Genomic DNA, 15,926 nt, shown 5'->3' with positions numbered 1-15,926 from the left:
ATCGGTCGCCTCGCTGTCATCTTTCAGTCACCTGACTGACTTAATCTTCCGGCACTTCCTCAGGTTCTGAAGGTGCCGGCATGCGGCTGTGGTTGGGTGTGTTGATGGGGCTCTGGTTGCCGCTCGCGACGTGGGCCGGCAGCTTGCCGGTGCCTGAGCGTGGACCGGCACTGCGCATCCAGGGCTCCAACACCATCGGCGCGGCGCTGGGGCCGGCGTTGGTCAAGGGCTTGATGGAAGATCAGGGCCTGCTCAAGGTCAGTGCCGAAATCACCGGCCGGGATAACGAACAGCGCATCGTCGGCCAGACCCGCGATGGTCGTCGGGTCGAAGTCGACATCGCTGCCCACGGCTCCAGCACCGGTTTCGCCGCCCTCAAGCAGGCCAGCACCGACCTGGCGGCCGCATCCCGGCCGATCAAGGACAGCGAGCTGAAGGAACTGTCAGCCCTCGGCGATCTGAAAAGTCCTGCCGCCGAGCAGGTCATTGCCATCGACGGCCTGGCGATCATCCTTCATCCCCAGAACCCGCTGCGTCAGCTCGATACCGTGCAACTGGCGAAGATCTTCAGCGGCGAGGCAAAGACCTGGGAAGCGGTGGGCAGCGTGGGCGGACCGATCCACCTGTACGCCCGGGATGAACAATCGGGCACCTACGACACCTTCAAGGAACTGGTGCTCAGCCGACAAGGCAAGCGGCTGGATCCTACAGCGCGACGCTTCGAATCCAGCGAACAGTTGTCGGACGCCGTCAGCCAGGACCCGCAAGGCATCGGTTTCATCGGTTTGCCCTACGTACGCCAAGCCAAGGCACTGGCGATCGTCGACGGCGATTCCCAACCCATGTTGCCGCTGAACACCCTGATCGCCACCGAGGACTACCCGCTGTCCCGCCGGCTGTTCTTCTACCTGCCGCCGTGGGACCAGAACCCCTGGGCCCAGGCATTGGTCGACTTCACCCAGAGCGACAAGGGCCAGGCCATCGTCGCGACCAACGGCTTCATCGCCCAGACCGTACGAGCCATGTCGGTGACGCCAAACGCGCTGATGCCCGAGGGTTACCAGGCCCTGAGTCGCCATGCACAACGCCTGTCCGTGAACTTCCGCTTCGAAGAAGGCAGCGCCAGCCTCGACAACAAGGCCCACCAGGACCTGGGGCGGGTGCTCGACTACATAAAGCAGCACGGCAAGCTCGACCGACGTGTGACACTGGTGGGTTTCGGCGACGCCAAGGACGACCCGGCACGCGCCGACCTGCTGTCCAAACTGCGGGCCATGGCCGTGCGCCGCGAACTGGTCAAGAACGGCGTGACACTGCGCGAGGTACGTGGCTTCGGCGCGCTGATGCCGGTGGCGGCCAACAGCGAGGATGAAGGCCGGATCCGCAATCGGCGGGTGGAGGTGTGGGTTTATTGAGACCTTGGCAGCTCCCTGTGTCCCTGTGTCCCTGTGTCCCTGTGTCCCTGTGTCCCTGTGGCGAGGGGATTTATCCCCGCTGGGCTGCGAAGCAGCCCCAAAGCCAGACGCTGCGGTGTGACAGAGGAACCGTGCCAGCCGGTTTTACGACTGCTTCGCAGCCGAACGGGGATAAATCCCCTCGCCACAGGAAACGCGTGTTTACTCCGTTCGTTTCGGTGTAGGCACAGGCGCCCTCACCTTGCGCCATTGCCTACAACTACGCCAGAATCCGCCGGCTTGTGCACCTTGGGGCTGGGCTTTATCGTTTTCCGGTCGCTGACAAATCAGTGATCGGGTTTGGTAGCCCGGGCTTTCGGTGCATAGCGTCACCTCTGCAAGTGCAATGCGCACTTCGCTTTTTGGTGGCCATGCGCAGGGTCTCTTCGGAGGCGCCGGCTCCGATGCCCGGTCTACCAACCTTCGTATGGCCACCACCCTTCGTTTGGTAGCGAAAAGGCGATGGCTCCCATTCAGATGCATCGGAGTTTCATCATGTTCAAAGTTACCCCCAACCCACCGGAAACCGATCCGGACTCAAGCGCCTTCGACAAAGCCGCCGACCGCGCCCTCGACTTCTACCTCAAGCCCAAGCCCACAGAACCCACCTCCGATCCAGGCCAACTTTTCACCGTCGTCAACGGCATCGACACCGAATGCCTGCTTGCCAACCTCAGCGAAACCCTGGCGTCGGCCAATGCGATGGTCAGCGACCTGGCGTTTGAACTGGACGGCTCCAGGCGGCATGTGGCGCTGGGCATCCAGCAGTTGATCGAGCTCGGCAGCCTGCTGGCGAACCGGGCGCTGGATAACGTCGACCCGCGTTAGTCAACCAACACATAACCCTTGTGGGAGCGGGCTTGCTCGCGAAAGCGGAGTGTCAGGTACCCTTCATCAACTGACACACCGCCTTCGCGAGCAAGCCCACTCCCACAGGGTTTGAGTCGATCACACTATTGGACGCAACTATCGCTTCGCCAACTCCATGATCATCCGCGACAACAGGTAAACCCGAGGCACCACGCTCTCGACCTCGGCGTATTCCTCGGGGGTATGGATGTTGCCGCCGACGATGCCAAAGCCGTCCAGCGTCGGCGTGCCGACGCCGGCGGAGAGGCTGGCATCCGCCGCGCCGCCGCTGCCTTCTTCGGTGAGTTTGCGGCCCAGTTCGCCATAGATGCCTTGGGCCATCGCCATCAGGCGATCCGATTCCGCGGTCTGCGGCATCGGTGGCAGGCCGCGCTTGAGGCTGGTGGTGACCTCGGTGTCGGCGATCAACTTGTCTTGCGACACCCGGGCCAGGTCTTTTTCGAGGCGGTCGAACTCTTCCGGCACCGCCGCGCGCACGTCGGCCTTGGCGCTGGCCTTGTCGGGAATCACATTGGTCCTGTCGCCGGCCTGGATCACGGTGAAATTGATGGTGGTTTTCTTTTCAACATCGCCCAGCTTGCCCAACTGCAGGATCTGGTGCGCCGCTTCCATCGCCGCATTGCGCCCCAGCTCCGGCGCAACACCGGCGTGGGACGCCTTGCCCTTGACCTCCAGCAACGCCGTGGCACTGCCCTTGCGCCACACCACCAGGCCATCCGCCGGGCGGCCCGGCTCGAGGTTGAGGGTCACGTCATGGACCTTGGCGGTTCTTTTGATCAGGTCGGTGGCGGCGTCCGAGCCGGTTTCTTCGCTGGCATCGAGCAGGAAGGTGATCTGTGCGTAGTCCTTGAAATCCAGATCCTTGAGGATCTTCAAGGCATAGACCCCAGCGACGATGCCGCCCTTGTCATCCATCACCCCCGGCCCGTAGGCCCGCCCATCCTTGATATGGAACGGACGCTCGGCGGCAGAGCCCTCCTTGAACACGGTGTCCATGTGGGCCATCAGCAGAATCTTCGCCTTGCCGCTGCCCTTGAGGGTCGCAAGGATGTGCTGGGTGCCGTCCGAGTTCGGCACTTTCTCGATGGTGGCGCCCAACTTTTTCAATTCTTCGATGGTGATGTCGCCAACCTGGGTCAGGCCCGGCACATACCCGGAACCGGAGTCGATGTTGACCAGTCGTTCCAGCAGTTTCAGGGCCTCGCCCTTGTACTGTTCGGCGTGGGCCAGGACCTGCTGCTGGGGCTGCGCGAAGGCAACGGGCGAGAGCGCGCCGAGGGCCAGGCTCAGGCCGAGGCTGACGGCCAGGCGGGTGCGAAGAGCGGTCATCGTCATGATTTCATCCTTGTTCGTTGCGAAAGAGTGCACAGGCACCCTACCCGACTCTGGACCAGGGCTCTAGACCGCAGAGGGCTGATTGGGACATTTGCCGAGGCTTGCCTCATCAAAAGCCTTGGCTCGCCGTGAATTTTGGCTATACATGACAAGGGGGTCCGGCACATCCCGAGGAAGGAGGCCCATGGGCAGTTACCAGGTGTTGATCATCGGCAGCGGGTTTGGAGGCCAGTGTGCGGCGGTCAATCTGCTCAAAGCAGGGTTCGAGGATTTCCTGATGATCGAGCGTCGGGACTTTTTCGGCGGCACCTGGTGCCAGAACACTTACCCTGGCGCGGCGGTGGACGTTCCCTCTCCCCTGTATTCCCTGTCGTTCGCCGCCTACGACTGGCGTCAGATGTTCGCCGGGCAGGACGAATTGCACCGCTACACCCAAACCGTGATCGAGCGTTTCAAGCTGCGGGACAAAGTGCGGCTGGGGACGAACGTAGAGCGTGTGGAATGGGACGACAGCGCCCGGCAGTGGGTGGTCCAGACCAACCACCAGGTCTATCGCGCACAGTTCCTGATCAATGCCACCGGGCCCCTCAGCCAGCCGGTGATCCCGGCGTTCGACGGTCGGGAGCGCTTCAAGGGCCAGGCCTTTCATACCAACCAGTGGGACCCTGCCTACGACTATCGCCACAAACGCGTGGCCATTGTCGGCAGCGGTGCCAGCGCCGCCCAGGTGATTCCGGCCATCGCCCCCCAGGTCGAGCACCTGCACGTGTTCCAGCGCACGCCGCACTGGGTGCTGCCACGTCCCGATCACACGTTCAACCGCCTGGAGCGCTGGCTGCTGGGCCTGGCCCCGGTGCGCACGCTGTTGCGCTGGTCGATCTACTGGCAATTCGAGACCCGCGTGATTGCCTTCAAGTATTCGCGGCCGGCGGTGCGCATGGTCCAGCGCAAGGCATTGAAACTGCTGAAACGCCAAGTGCCCGACCCGCAGCTGCGCAAGCGCTTGACCCCGGACTACCTGATCGGCTGCAAGCGCGTCATCCTCTCCAGCACGCTGTACCCGGCGCTGTGCCGGCCCAACGTCAGCGTGCACGGGCAGGAACAAGGCATTGCCGCCCTCGACGAAACCGGCATCATCACCCGCGACGGCCGGCACATCGCCTTGGACCTGATCGTCTGGTCCACCGGCTATGACGCCACCGACGGGGTGATTTCCTACCCGGTGACCGGCAAGCACGCCACCGAGCTGCGCGCAGTCTGGGACCCATATCCACGGGCGTACCTGGGCACCAGCCTGCCGGGCTTTCCCAACCTGTTCATCGTTACCGGGCCCAACACCGGCATCGGCCACACCTCGGCGCTGTTCATCATCGAAGCGCAGATGAACTACATCCTCGACTGCATCCGCACGGTGAAGCGGCAAAACCTGCGCTGCATCGAAGTGCAGCCAGCGGCGGAACGACGCTACACGGACATGATCCACCGGGAAATGCAGCGCACCGTCTGGAAATCCGGCGGCTGTCACAGCTGGTATCAAAGCAAAAGCGGCCATGTGATCGCGATGTTCCCAGGTTTCAGCTTCACTTATTACTGGCTGACCCGCCGGCTGAAGCCGGCGGATCACATCCTGTCGTAACCCATGGAGGGCGTGACATGCTGGTGTTGTGCGCAGTTCTTGCCGTGTTTATCGCCTGGAGCTGGTTGACGTATCCGGGCATCGGCCATGTGTTGTATGACCTGAGCATGGCCCTGGAGGCGCGACTTTACCGGTTGCACAAGATCACCGTGCCGATCAGCGAGATGACCGTATCGACCTGGCAGGGCGGACCCTATGAAGCGTCCGGCAGCATCCTGATGCTGCACGGCTACAGCGCTGACAAAAACCTCTGGCTGCGCTTTGCCCGGCACTTTGTCGGCGACTACCGGGTGGTGGTTCCCGACCTGGCCGGCCATGGCGAGACCGGCTTCAAGGCCGGCGGCGGTTACGACATCCCGACCCAGGCCCGGCGCGCCATCGAGTTGCTCGACGCCTGCGGGCTGGACAAGGTCCATGTGATCGGCAACTCCATGGGCGGCTACCTCGCGGCATGGCTGGCGGCCACCTATCCCGAGCGCGTATCGACCCTGGCGCTGATCGACCCCGCCGGCGTCACCGCACCCGAGCCGAGCGACATGGAGCGTCACCTGGCCGCCGGGCATAACCCGTTCCTTGTGCACTCGCGGGATGAGTTCGCGCCGTTCTACGCCATGACCATGGCCTCGCCGCCCTGGGTGCCGAGCGTGGTGCTGGCGGCATTGGCGCAACGCTACGAGCAGCGCCGGGATGAACTGGCGGAGATCTTCGTCGACTTTCGCGCCAGCCCGCCGATGGAACCGCGCCTGTCCCAGATCCGCGCGCCGTCGCTGTTGCTCTGGGGCCGCAAGGACCGGCTGATCGACGTCAGCAGCGTGCCGGTGTGGAGCAAGGGTATCGCGGACCTGCGGGTGGAAATCTGGGACGGGGTCGGCCATATGCCCATGGTCGAGAAGCCAAGGAAAACCGCGGCGTTGTACCGGGAGTTTCTCAAGGGTCTGGGGCAGTAGCCGCCCCCTGGCACGGGTCAGTCCCTGGCAGAATGAAGTCCTGAAGATTCTTCGTTTGTCGGCACCGGCGAAGGCTGCGATCTTTCGTGCAACTTCTTCCTCCCGATAGCCATAGCCAGGAACGCCCACCATGAGCTTCGTCAGCCCCGACCTGATCCGTCAACGCTTCTCCCGAGCGATGTCCGACATGTACCGCGACGAGGTGCCGTTGTATGGCGCGTTGATGAAGCTGGTGGAGCACACCAACGCCCAAGTGCTGGCCGAAGACCCGTCGCTGGCCGCGCACCTGCGCAGCACCGGCGAACTGCAACGCCTGGACCTGGAACGCCACGGTGCGATCCGCGTCGGCACCGCGGCAGAGCTCAACACCCTGGGGCGACTGTTCGCGGTCATGGGCATGCAGCCGGTGGGCTACTACGACCTCACGCCGGCCGGGGTGCCGGTGCATTCCACCGCGTTCCGCGCCGTGCATGAAAGCGCGTTGCAGGTCAGCCCGTTCCGGGTGTTTACCTCCCTGCTGCGCCTGGAGTTGATCGAGCACACCGAACTGCGAGCGTTTGCCGAATCCGTGCTGGCCAGGCGGCAGATCTTCACCCCCGGCGCGCTGGAACTCATTGCCCTCGCCGAACGTGAGGGAGGCCTGACCGAGCCCCAGGCGGACGACTTTGTCCGCCAGGCCCTGGAAACCTTCCGTTGGCACCACAGCGCCACTGTCACGGCGGACCAATACCGACAACTGAGCGCGCAACATCGGCTGATCGCCGACGTGGTGGCCTTCAAGGGCCCGCACATCAACCACCTGACGCCGCGGACCCTGGACATCGACATCGTCCAGGCCCAGATGCCCGTGCAGGGCATCACGCCCAAGGCGGTGATCGAAGGCCCGCCCCGTCGCCAATGCCCTATCCTGCTGCGCCAGACCAGCTTCAAGGCCCTCGATGAACCCGTCGCCTTCACCGATCAGCCCGACGGCCAGGGCAGTCACAGCGCCCGTTTCGGCGAAATCGAACAACGCGGCGCCGCCCTCACGCCCAAGGGCCGAGCACTCTACGACCAACTGCTGAACGCGGCCCGCGATGCGCTGGGCGAGTTTCCCAACGAGGCCAATGCCCTGCGCTACGACGCATTGATGAGCGAGCACTTCGCGGCCTTCCCGGACGACCACGAAGCGCTGCGTCACCAGGCACTGGCCTACTTCCGCTATTTCGTGACGCCAGAAGGCCTCGCCGCCAAGGGCACCCTCGAACCGCAGGCCCCTCTGGAACGCTTGTTGGAACTGCGCTACCTGCGCGCCGAACCCCTCGTGTACGAAGACTTCCTGCCCGTCAGTGCCGCTGGCATCTTCCAGTCGAACCTTGGCGACGCCGCCCAGAGCCACTACGCCGGGCAATCCAACCGCCAGGCCTTTGAAGAAGCCCTGGGACGCTCGACCATTGATGAACTGGGGCTGTACGCACAGACGCAGCAGCGCTCGATCGATGAATGCATGGCCGCGCTGGGCGTGTAGGAACGGACTGTCGGGTACGTCGGCAGGAAATTGCGTTGATCCGCGCAAGCCTTGAGGCGTTTTTCCTGCCCAGATGCGATAGCCATAGGCCGGCAACTCACTCAACAGATTGATTTATATGATCTTTTAAGAAATGGCATAGCTCTTGATAACCGTCGGGTCCCCTGGCACGACTTCCGTCCCAGGCTATCCAGGAAGGAGAGCATCCATTGGCTACCCCCGCGTACATGGTTATCAAAGGTCGTAAGCAAGGCCTGATCACAGCCGGTGCCTTTTCGGCCGAATCGGTTGGCAACATCTACCAGGAGGGTCGTGAAGACCAGATCATGGTGCAAGGTTTCCAACACCACATTACCCGCCCTCGAGACTCCCAATCCGGTCAAACGACCAGCCAGCGCGTGCATCATCCTCTGATCATCACAAAAGTGTTCGACAAGGCCACGCCTCTGCTACAGCAGGCGCTCACAAGTGGCGAAACCTTGGAAAAAGTCGAGATCCAGTGGATGCGGACTTCGGCTGAGGGCACCCAGGAACACTACTTCACCACCACGATGCTTGACGCGGTCATCGTTGAGATCAAAGACTACATGTTCAACTGCCAGGATCCGGCGAACGCGCACTTCACTCATCTGGAAGACGTGCATCTCTCGTATCGCAAGATCACCTGGAACCACGAGGTCTGCGGCACGATGGGCAGCGATGACTGGCGCGCACCTGCCGCAGGCTAGGTCCAGCCAGATGCTCGATGCACCCGCCAGGGCTGGTTTGGCGGTGTGCACGGGAAGAGGAGAACATTAACGCCAAGGGTGTTCGCCCAGTGCAATGGCCTCGGCATTCCATGCACTGGTAAAGAGCCTGACACTGGGCGAACGGACACAATCATAGTGGAAGCTGCAGAGTATGTCCGCCGACCACGTTTAAATAATTGTTTATGTATGGCGCACTGTTTAAAACTCAGGGTTTTATTACAGTGCCGAATGCAACCACCGTGTCGGTAACACTTATACAGACACGTCTACAAAAACAATCAAGCAGTACAAAAAAACTTCACGCCGAGTCCTGCAACGGGACTCGGCAAGTTAAACAGTCATTCACCCATCACTTCTGAAATCGGCAACGCCAAATACTCGTGCGCATCAACCACGCCGTGCGGTTTTCTGCGCGTCGGTATCCCCCGCCTGTTCATCGCCGCCCTCATGCTTGCGCTTGGCAGGATCATTAGGGCGCAGCGCGTCGTGTCGCGCTCCACCTCACCGGGCATCGCCGGTTCGTCAGGGTTGCGCTGGGTGGATTCGGTGCGGTGTTTCATGACGGACTCCTTGAGTCTTTTTCAAGCGTGCAATCAGGCATCGGGGTCGTCGACTTCTTGCGCGACGTTGGCTTGCGGGGAGCGTTGGTGCAGTTGCTCGGCCTTGGCCTTCAACGCCTGCCACTGCTCCAGATCGATGGCACCCTGGCCGAACAGGTCGTTGGCCACCTGCATCAGCGCGGTGAAATGAGCATCGGGCGATTGCTGCCAATAGGCCTGGTCGTCGAACAGCCGCTGCCAATCGGCCAGCGACCCAGGTGTGAGGTCATCGCTCATAGCGGGCTCCTGCGAGACGTTCATAAGCTATGAGGGCCGAGGTTCGTGAGGAGTTCCGGCGATTATCAATAGCCGGTCATTTCCAGATAACCGTTGCCGCCGTGGCTGCCCTCCAGCCGCACCGGCCCTTCCCAATAGGGAATGCGCAGGTCCATCCAGGCGGCAGGGTTCAAGGCTTCGGTGGTCACGTCAAGGTGCTTGCCGGGCACCTTGATCGACCAGCGCACCGGCATTGCACGGCCGGCGACCTTGGCCGTGCCCAGCGGCGCCAGCTCGATGTCACCGGCCTGCAACGCTTGCGAATGGCCCTGGGCATCGATCCAGGTGCCGGTGAGGTAGGGCGCGCCGTCCTTGTGGCGCATGCGGTAGAGCATCAGGTGTTCGCCGCTGTCCAGGTGCAGGGAGAACCAGTCCCAGCCAGTCTGGTTGGCCGTCAGCGGTTGGCTGCTCCACTCCCGATCCAGCCAGGCCGGGCCACTGACCGTGTAGCGCTGGCCGTCGATTTCCAACTGGCCGCTGGCCTGGAAAAAAGGCTGGCTGTAGTAATACGAAGCCTGGCCCTGCTCGGACTTCTGGCTGAAACCGTTGTCCCCTTGCAGCACCAACGGTCGGGTCGAAGTAAGCCGCAGTGCGTAGCTGAACCGCGAGTCGTGGGCCTTCAACTGCATATCCGCCAACGGATCGGCACTCGACGCCTGGGTGCCGAACTGCCAGTCATCGATCCAGGCATTGAAAGGCACCGCCTGCACCCCGGCCTGCCCTACGCCACCACGGGCATAACGCTCGGCGGCATGGTGCACGGTGGCGGACGTGACCGCCGCGTGACCGAGCCAGATCGTCTGGTTGCGCCAGCCGTCGGCCTGGGGCGCGGCGTCCAAGGCGCTGCGAAACAGGGTCCACTGCACGCCGAAGTCACGGCCCTGAGCGTCCTTGAGATTGGCGGTGACGTACCACCACTCGATACGAAAGCCTTCGTGGGCGCCATGATCGGCCGGGAAACTGAACGTGCGCCCCGGCACCACCGGGGTGAAGGCGACGGCCTGGTCGCCGAGGCCGGCAAAGCCCTTCTCCGGCGCCGGCGGGTTGTCGCAGCCGCCGAGCAACGACGCCAGCAGCATCAGGCCAACTCTGAGCTTCATGGGCCCTCCTCGGAAAAATGCCTGAGCAAATCCGCAGGTTGCGTACGGTACAACGCGTACAGCGGCCAGGCCGATGCCAGCAGCGTGGCGAACATCGCCAGGGCCAGCAAATGGGCCAGTTGCAATGGGAAGACCTGCAACGGCAGCCTCCAACCAAAGGCCTGCACGTTGATCACCGTGTCCAGGCACCAGGCCAGGGCGATGCCCAGCGGCAAAGCGAGCACCAGGGTCAGCAACGCCAGCAGCCAGGTCTGGCCGAGGTTGAGCAGCATCAACTGGCGGCGGGTCACCCCCAATGCCCACAACGGAGCCAACTGGCCGAGACGACTCTGGCTCTGGGTCAGCAGGCTGATGAACAACGCGACGCCGGCGACCGCCAGGGTCAGGCTGTTGAGGGCGGCGGTGGCGGCAAAGGTGCGCTCGAACACCTGGGTCGACCAGCCTTTGAGCCGGGCCTGATCGACGATACGGCTGTCATCCAGGTGGAAGCGACTTTGCAACGCGTTCACCAGCGCCGGGATCGCGGACGGCTCGATCCGCAGGTTGAAGCGATACGGCGTCAAGTGCGGCCAGTGCGCCAGCAGGTGGTCGGCGTTGATCAGCACGTGGCCCTTGGGGTTGCCGTAGTCGGCGTAGATCCCGACGATCCGTGGCGTCCATGGCCCCTGCGGGGTCGGCAGGGTCAAGCGCTCACCGATCGTCACCTTGAGACGCCGCGCCAGTTGCTCACTGAGCATCAGCGTGTCGGCATCGGCCAGTTGCGCCCACGGGTCGCCGTCGGACGCCTCCAGCAGTGGCCAGTGCTGGCGATACGCAGGGTGATCGATGATGCCGAAGAGGTCTGTCGGCCACCCGCGCAGGGGCACCGAGACTTGCCAGTTGGGCAGCACCGCGGTGACGGCCGGTTGCTGCTTGAGCCAGGCGTGCAGCGCTGCGGCCTGGAGCGGGGTTTGCGGGCTGACATACAACTCCGAGGTCAGCCGTTGTTCAAGCCAATGGTTGAAGGTCTGGCGGAAACCCGAGGTCATGCTGCCGGCGCCAATGTTCGCCGCCAACGCCAGCAACAAGGCCATCAGCGCCAGGCTCAGCGTCGGCAGTTGCTGGCGACAATCGGCGAGAAACCACTGCCCCAGCACCGAGCGGCTACGACGCAACAACCCATCCAAGGCGCCGTTGAGCAGCACGGGCAAGGCCAGGGCGGCGCCCAGCAACAGCGCCGTCATCAAGACAAAACCGCTGGCCAGACTGTCGCCCCAGATCAACGCCGACGCGCCGATCGATGCGACCAACGCCGCTATCCAACCCTGGCGGCGCAACCGGCGTGCATGGGCCTGGTGCCAGGCCTGGGGGTTGGCCAACGCCAGCAAGGGCAGGCGCGCCGCCCGCAGCAGGCTGTCGGCCCCGGCCAGCAGCGCACCCAGCAGGCTCAGGCCGATTCCGCTGAGCCACCACCACGGGCTGAGGTTCAAGTGCCCGGCCACTTCGGCGCCGTACAACCCGCGCAAACTCGCAGCGACATCCGGCAATAACAGGCTCGCCAGCCAATACCCGCTGAGCACCCCAGCCACGCCGCCGAGCAACGCCAGCACTCCCAGTTCAAGGGCCAGGCTGGCGACCAGTCGCCGCGCACTGACCCCGCAGGCCCGCAAGGTTCGCAGCAGGCCGCGGCGTTGCTCCAGCGCCAGGCCGATCGCCGCGTGAGCAATGAACAGCCCCACCACGAACGACAGAAACCCCAGGGCATCGAGGTTCAGGTGGAAGCTTTCGGTCAGGCGCGACAGGTTATTTTCTTCATCGGCGCGCTTGAACTGCAACCGGCCATTGAACGCCTCCGGCAAGGCTGCGTTGAAGGCGGCGGGCAGCAGCAAGCGCGACACCTGGTCCGGCAGCCCGAGGGCTTGCTGGGCAAAGCCGATGTCCATCAACAGCATGCCTGGGGCCATGTCCGGCTGGACGTGCAAGGGTGGCAAGGATCGTCCATCGACGGTCCGAGGCCGATCGCCCTCGCCCATCCCCAGCGCTTGCAGGGTCTGCGGGGCGATCCAGGTGCGCCCCGGATCGCTGAAAAAAGCCACCACCTCGCTCATGTCCCGCGCCTGCCCTGCCAGTGCCGCACCGGGCGGCAGCGACACCGGGTCGATGCCCATCAGTTGCAGACGCAGGTCATCGTGCCCTTCAAGGTTCACCCGGGCCTGCACCACCGGCGACACCGGCCAGCCCTGGCGGCGCAGATCGACAAACCACTGCTGGGGAAACGGCCCGCCGCCGGGGGCGCTGAGGCTGGCCTGCGGCTCGCCGCCGATGAGCTGGCTGGCCCGGGCGTAACTGTCCCGGGCCTGACTGTTGAGTGCCAGCACGCCGGTCAACAGGCTGGTGGCGAGCCACAGCCCGGTGAGCACGCTGAAAAATTGCACCGGATGCCGGCGCCAATGGCTGAGCAGCGCCTTGAGGGTCTGAAGAAAAATCATCACCCCTGGGCCACCTGCGCGAGCCGCCCCCCCTGCAACACCACACGCTGCGCCAGGCGGGCGGCCACCCGAGGGCTGTGGGTCACCATCAACAGGCTGGTGGGACTGTCGGCCAGCAATTCCAACAACAATTGCAGCACTTCGTCACTGGTGGCCTCGTCAAGACTGCCAGTGGGCTCATCGGCCAACAACAACGGCGGGCGCGATGCCAGCGCCCGACCCAGCGCCACCCGTTGCTGCTGGCCGCCGGACAACTGCTCGGGATAACGCCGCAGCAGATCTGCGAGGCCAAGCCGCCGCACCAGGTGCGCCTGCCACGCCGGGTCGTGCCGACCACACAGCCGCGCCTGGAACGCCAGGTTGTCCGCCACCGACAGGCTGCTGATGAGGTTGAACTGCTGGAACACCAGGCCGATTTCCGTACGCCGCCAGTTGGCCAGCTGACTTTCGCTCATGCCGTCGAGCCGGTACTCGCCACTGCGGATGCTGCCGCGATCGACCTTGTCCAGCCCGGCAACCAGATGCAACAACGTGCTCTTGCCGCTGCCGGACTCCCCCATCAACGCCAGGCTGCTGCCCGGCGCCAGCGTCAAATCGACGCCCTGCAACACCGGCAGCGGGCCCTGGGGCGTAGGGTAGCTTTTGAAAACGTCGCGGACTTCCAGCATGGACAGGCTCGGATGGGAAACGTGAGGCTCAGGATAGCGGAGTTATGCGCCAAGCCCCTTCGTTGGTGCATTGTTATTGCGCTCGCCCGCTTGTCAGAGGCTGGAGGCACGTTCGTTTAGCGTTAATTTCCAGCGATCAGTCAGGGCCCGACCTGGCACGATCCCACAGGCCCAACAGTGGGCGACCTGATCAATGCCCCACGGCCATTTCTGCCTGGGTCGGTTTCGGGGTGACGATGTGGCTCAGGTCGATGTGCCGCCAGGCCGGTTTCGCCCCCAGGCGCGCGTTGAAGCGGTAGTTGAAGGTGAAATCGTCATCGGTAGGCTGGACCAGCGACCTGCCATAGACCGACTCGACGCCAGCAGTGTCGTAGCCCATCAACTGCAACAGGGTCGGGAAGATGTTGTAGTGACTCGAACGGTCCTTGTTCTGCGCCAGGGCATCACGCCAGTCGAGGGTGTGCAAGGCCTTGCCCTGGATGACCACCAACGGCACCAGCCCCTCCTCTGCCACCGGGTCGCCGCCGCAGTGGGTGTTCAGGCCCGGGTTGCCGCGCTCATGCAGGTCCTGGCCATGATCGGAGGTGTAGATCACCACGGCATGGCTCAGGTCGGCCTGCTGGAAAATGCGCCTGAAGAACTCCCCGACATTCCACAGCAACGTGTTCTGATAGGCATTGCGGTACAACACCCAATCGTCGTTCTGGCCGTTGAAACCGTCGCGCTTGCCGGTGTCGGCCACGTCCTGATACTGCCCGCGCGGCAGGGCCGGTCGATAGCTCATGAAATCGTCGGGGTATTTGTCGTGGACCGGGAAGTGCGCGCCCACCTTGTTGATCACCACCAGCTCGGCCTGGCCGTCACCCAGCAGTTCGACCAGCTTCGCCGCGGCCGCCATGTCGCGGTCGCGTACGCGCACCTGGTCGAACTGGACGAAGGCGTCGATGTCCTGTTTTTCCAGGTCGGTCATCAGGTTCTGCAGGTTGCCGCCGGTGCGCTGGGCGTCGATGTAGACCGTGCGCAGGCCCGCTTTCCTGGCGTACTGCCAGATCGATGGAAGGGTGCTGTTGATGCGCATGTAGTCGGCGCGTGTGCCGCCATAACGCAGGGTGACGTTGGTGTCGGCGCTGCAATTGGCGATGGAGGCGGCATACCCGTAGTTGAAAATCTCCACGCCGTCCGGCGCCGTTTCCAGGCCACTGTGCACGCCGGAAGGGGTATTGATGTCGAGGTAGTTGCCGGCAATGCTTTCATCGATGATCAGCACGATATCGTGGTCGATGGGCGCCGTTGACCGCGCAATACCCACCGGTTCCCGAGGGCCGACGGTGTTGTGCCAGGCCTCGTAGAGAAACAGGTTCAGGTAGGCCAGCGGCGTGTACATCACCGGTAACCCGCGGGCACCTTCCCCCGCCCGTACGAACAGCACCCCACTGAGTAACAGCACGCCCAGCACCGGTGCGGCGATGGGCAGGTATCCGGGGATCGCCAGCCGCCGCCGCGGCTTGAGCCCGACACCCAGCAACAGCAACAGGCCACCGGCCATGGCGCTGATGATCACCTCGCGATACTGGTAGGCCGCCTCCTGGATGAACCCGCCCGAATACACCAGCGACACGAACTGACTGTAGGTCAGGTAGCTGTCGGTGACCCGCGTGTACACCTCGAAGAACACCGCCGAGACGAACATCACCAGGGCGAACAGGTGCCGCACAAGCGCCAGGCGAATGTGCGCGGCCAGCCATAAGGCAATCACCAGCACCACGAACATCGCGCCGAACAGCAGTGTGGCAACACCCACGCCCAGCGCGCCCAGGCGATCGAGGTAGTACTCGTGACCCCGAACCAGGTACAGCACCAGCAACAGTTCCTTGAGGTATCGGGTCATGACGTTCTCGGTGGGGTCGTGACGTTGAAAAGAGGCGCGTTCCGGCGCCAGGAAAGCGGCGCTTTTGCGGTGCTCGGACAGGCTTCGTTTCTGCACAGTAGCAGCGGCCTTCCAAAGTGCAAGAAATGCCCTGACCAACGAGTGCGTCAAAAAAAAGTTAGCCCAAAAATGACACGATTAAGGCTCTTAAAATCGAAAAATCTATGGATTATGACCGTTCATCGCTTTCTTAAACGCCTCTAAAACCCTTTAAAACCGAGACTTTTCCAAGACAGTCAATAACTTGATATCAAAAGGCCCTGTTCTTTCGAGTTTTGCCAACACTGACAACTGTCATTTTGCTGACACGCTTTTCTGAGGCTGCGCTATACCCCCTCATAACAGTTTCATCCGAGTTACATAAACGGGTTTTTGCGAGGCGCGCCAAGA

General features: G+C 63.2%; 13 protein-coding genes. 6 read left to right on the top strand and 7 right to left on the bottom strand.

All coding sequences use genetic code 11. From position 1 onward, the window contains the following. Positions 1 to 80: 80 nt before the first annotated feature. A complete protein-coding gene (locus V3H56_RS09555) occupies positions 81 to 1,415 on the top strand; it encodes a phosphate ABC transporter substrate-binding/OmpA family protein (protein ID WP_047737281.1) in 1,335 nt (444 codons plus the stop codon). 534 nt (positions 1,416 to 1,949) lie between these two features. After that, positions 1,950 to 2,282, top strand: a complete 333-nt coding sequence (locus V3H56_RS09550; RefSeq protein WP_042729743.1) for a DUF6124 family protein — start codon at positions 1,950 to 1,952, stop codon at positions 2,280 to 2,282. Positions 2,283 to 2,420: 138 nt separating this feature from the next. On the opposite strand, the gene V3H56_RS09545 is transcribed toward V3H56_RS09550, so the two are convergent. Then, positions 2,421 to 3,659 (bottom strand): M20/M25/M40 family metallo-hydrolase, encoded by a 1,239-nt coding sequence (locus tag V3H56_RS09545; RefSeq protein WP_047737282.1) that lies wholly within the window; start codon positions 3,657 to 3,659, stop codon positions 2,421 to 2,423. Positions 3,660 to 3,843: 184 nt separating this feature from the next. On the opposite strand from V3H56_RS09545, the gene V3H56_RS09540 reads away from it, so the two are divergent. The 4 genes from V3H56_RS09540 to V3H56_RS09525 all read left to right on the top strand — a co-directional run bounded on the left by V3H56_RS09540 (position 3,844) and on the right by V3H56_RS09525 (position 8,477). Continuing rightward, a complete protein-coding gene (locus tag V3H56_RS09540) occupies positions 3,844 to 5,295 on the top strand; it encodes an NAD(P)/FAD-dependent oxidoreductase (RefSeq protein ID WP_338474523.1) in 1,452 nt (483 codons plus the stop codon). A gap of 17 nt (positions 5,296 to 5,312) precedes the next feature. Then, positions 5,313 to 6,242 (top strand): alpha/beta fold hydrolase, encoded by a 930-nt coding sequence (locus tag V3H56_RS09535; protein ID WP_042729740.1) that lies wholly within the window; start codon positions 5,313 to 5,315, stop codon positions 6,240 to 6,242. A gap of 130 nt (positions 6,243 to 6,372) precedes the next feature. After that, positions 6,373 to 7,749: a VOC family protein gene (locus V3H56_RS09530; protein ID WP_338474522.1), complete on the top strand. Its 1,377-nt coding sequence runs from the start codon at positions 6,373 to 6,375 to the stop codon at positions 7,747 to 7,749. 209 nt (positions 7,750 to 7,958) lie between these two features. Next, positions 7,959 to 8,477 (top strand): Hcp family type VI secretion system effector, encoded by a 519-nt coding sequence (locus V3H56_RS09525; RefSeq protein WP_338474521.1) that lies wholly within the window; start codon positions 7,959 to 7,961, stop codon positions 8,475 to 8,477. Between the two features lie 359 nt (positions 8,478 to 8,836). Here V3H56_RS09525 and V3H56_RS09520 read toward each other — a convergent pair whose 3' ends face one another. From V3H56_RS09520 to V3H56_RS09495, 6 genes are all read right to left on the bottom strand, one after another. Next, positions 8,837 to 9,058 carry a hypothetical protein gene (locus V3H56_RS09520; protein ID WP_338474520.1) on the bottom strand — a complete coding sequence of 74 codons (222 nt, stop codon included), beginning with the start codon at positions 9,056 to 9,058 and terminating at the stop codon, positions 8,837 to 8,839. A 33-nt stretch (positions 9,059 to 9,091) separates the two neighbouring features. After that, the gene (locus V3H56_RS09515) at positions 9,092 to 9,334 is read right to left on the bottom strand and encodes a hypothetical protein (RefSeq protein ID WP_047737292.1); all 243 of its coding nucleotides are present in this window, start codon (positions 9,332 to 9,334) and stop codon (positions 9,092 to 9,094) included. A gap of 65 nt (positions 9,335 to 9,399) precedes the next feature. Next, the gene (locus V3H56_RS09510; RefSeq protein ID WP_338474519.1) at positions 9,400 to 10,473 is read right to left on the bottom strand and encodes a lipocalin-like domain-containing protein; all 1,074 of its coding nucleotides are present in this window, start codon (positions 10,471 to 10,473) and stop codon (positions 9,400 to 9,402) included. Beyond that, the gene (locus V3H56_RS09505) at positions 10,470 to 12,941 is read right to left on the bottom strand and encodes an FtsX-like permease family protein (RefSeq protein WP_212803866.1); all 2,472 of its coding nucleotides are present in this window, start codon (positions 12,939 to 12,941) and stop codon (positions 10,470 to 10,472) included. The genes V3H56_RS09510 and V3H56_RS09505 overlap by 4 nt, the downstream gene beginning before the upstream one ends. Next, positions 12,941 to 13,609: an ABC transporter ATP-binding protein gene (locus tag V3H56_RS09500; RefSeq protein WP_047737297.1), complete on the bottom strand. Its 669-nt coding sequence runs from the start codon at positions 13,607 to 13,609 to the stop codon at positions 12,941 to 12,943. Before V3H56_RS09500 ends, V3H56_RS09505 begins: the two co-directional genes overlap by 1 nt. 190 nt (positions 13,610 to 13,799) lie before the next feature. Next, positions 13,800 to 15,497: a sulfatase-like hydrolase/transferase gene (locus V3H56_RS09495; protein ID WP_338474780.1), complete on the bottom strand. Its 1,698-nt coding sequence runs from the start codon at positions 15,495 to 15,497 to the stop codon at positions 13,800 to 13,802. Positions 15,498 to 15,926: the final 429 nt, after the last annotated feature.

This window comes from Pseudomonas sp. MS646, from assembly GCF_036693845.1.
In the GTDB taxonomy this organism is placed as follows: Bacteria; Pseudomonadota; Gammaproteobacteria; order Pseudomonadales; family Pseudomonadaceae; genus Aquipseudomonas; species Aquipseudomonas chlororaphis_E.
The sequence above is the reverse complement of the archived record's forward strand: the minus strand, read 5'-3'. Positions and strand labels throughout refer to the sequence as shown.

Coding starts and splice junctions, on each gene's coding strand:
- V3H56_RS09510 (WP_338474519.1), bottom strand. CDS start 10,473: ATGAAGCTCAGAGTTGGCCTGATGCTGCTGGCGTCGTTGCTCGGCGGC.
- V3H56_RS09550 (WP_042729743.1), top strand. CDS start 1,950: ATGTTCAAAGTTACCCCCAACCCACCGGAAACCGATCCGGACTCAAGC.
- V3H56_RS09530 (WP_338474522.1), top strand. CDS start 6,373: ATGAGCTTCGTCAGCCCCGACCTGATCCGTCAACGCTTCTCCCGAGCG.
- V3H56_RS09555 (WP_047737281.1), top strand. CDS start 81: ATGCGGCTGTGGTTGGGTGTGTTGATGGGGCTCTGGTTGCCGCTCGCG.
- V3H56_RS09505 (WP_212803866.1), bottom strand. CDS start 12,941: ATGATTTTTCTTCAGACCCTCAAGGCGCTGCTCAGCCATTGGCGCCGG.
- V3H56_RS09495 (WP_338474780.1), bottom strand. CDS start 15,497: ATGACCCGATACCTCAAGGAACTGTTGCTGGTGCTGTACCTGGTTCGG.
- V3H56_RS09515 (WP_047737292.1), bottom strand. CDS start 9,334: ATGAGCGATGACCTCACACCTGGGTCGCTGGCCGATTGGCAGCGGCTG.
- V3H56_RS09500 (WP_047737297.1), bottom strand. CDS start 13,609: ATGCTGGAAGTCCGCGACGTTTTCAAAAGCTACCCTACGCCCCAGGGC.
- V3H56_RS09535 (WP_042729740.1), top strand. CDS start 5,313: ATGCTGGTGTTGTGCGCAGTTCTTGCCGTGTTTATCGCCTGGAGCTGG.
- V3H56_RS09520 (WP_338474520.1), bottom strand. CDS start 9,058: ATGAAACACCGCACCGAATCCACCCAGCGCAACCCTGACGAACCGGCG.
- V3H56_RS09545 (WP_047737282.1), bottom strand. CDS start 3,659: ATGACGATGACCGCTCTTCGCACCCGCCTGGCCGTCAGCCTCGGCCTG.
- V3H56_RS09540 (WP_338474523.1), top strand. CDS start 3,844: ATGGGCAGTTACCAGGTGTTGATCATCGGCAGCGGGTTTGGAGGCCAG.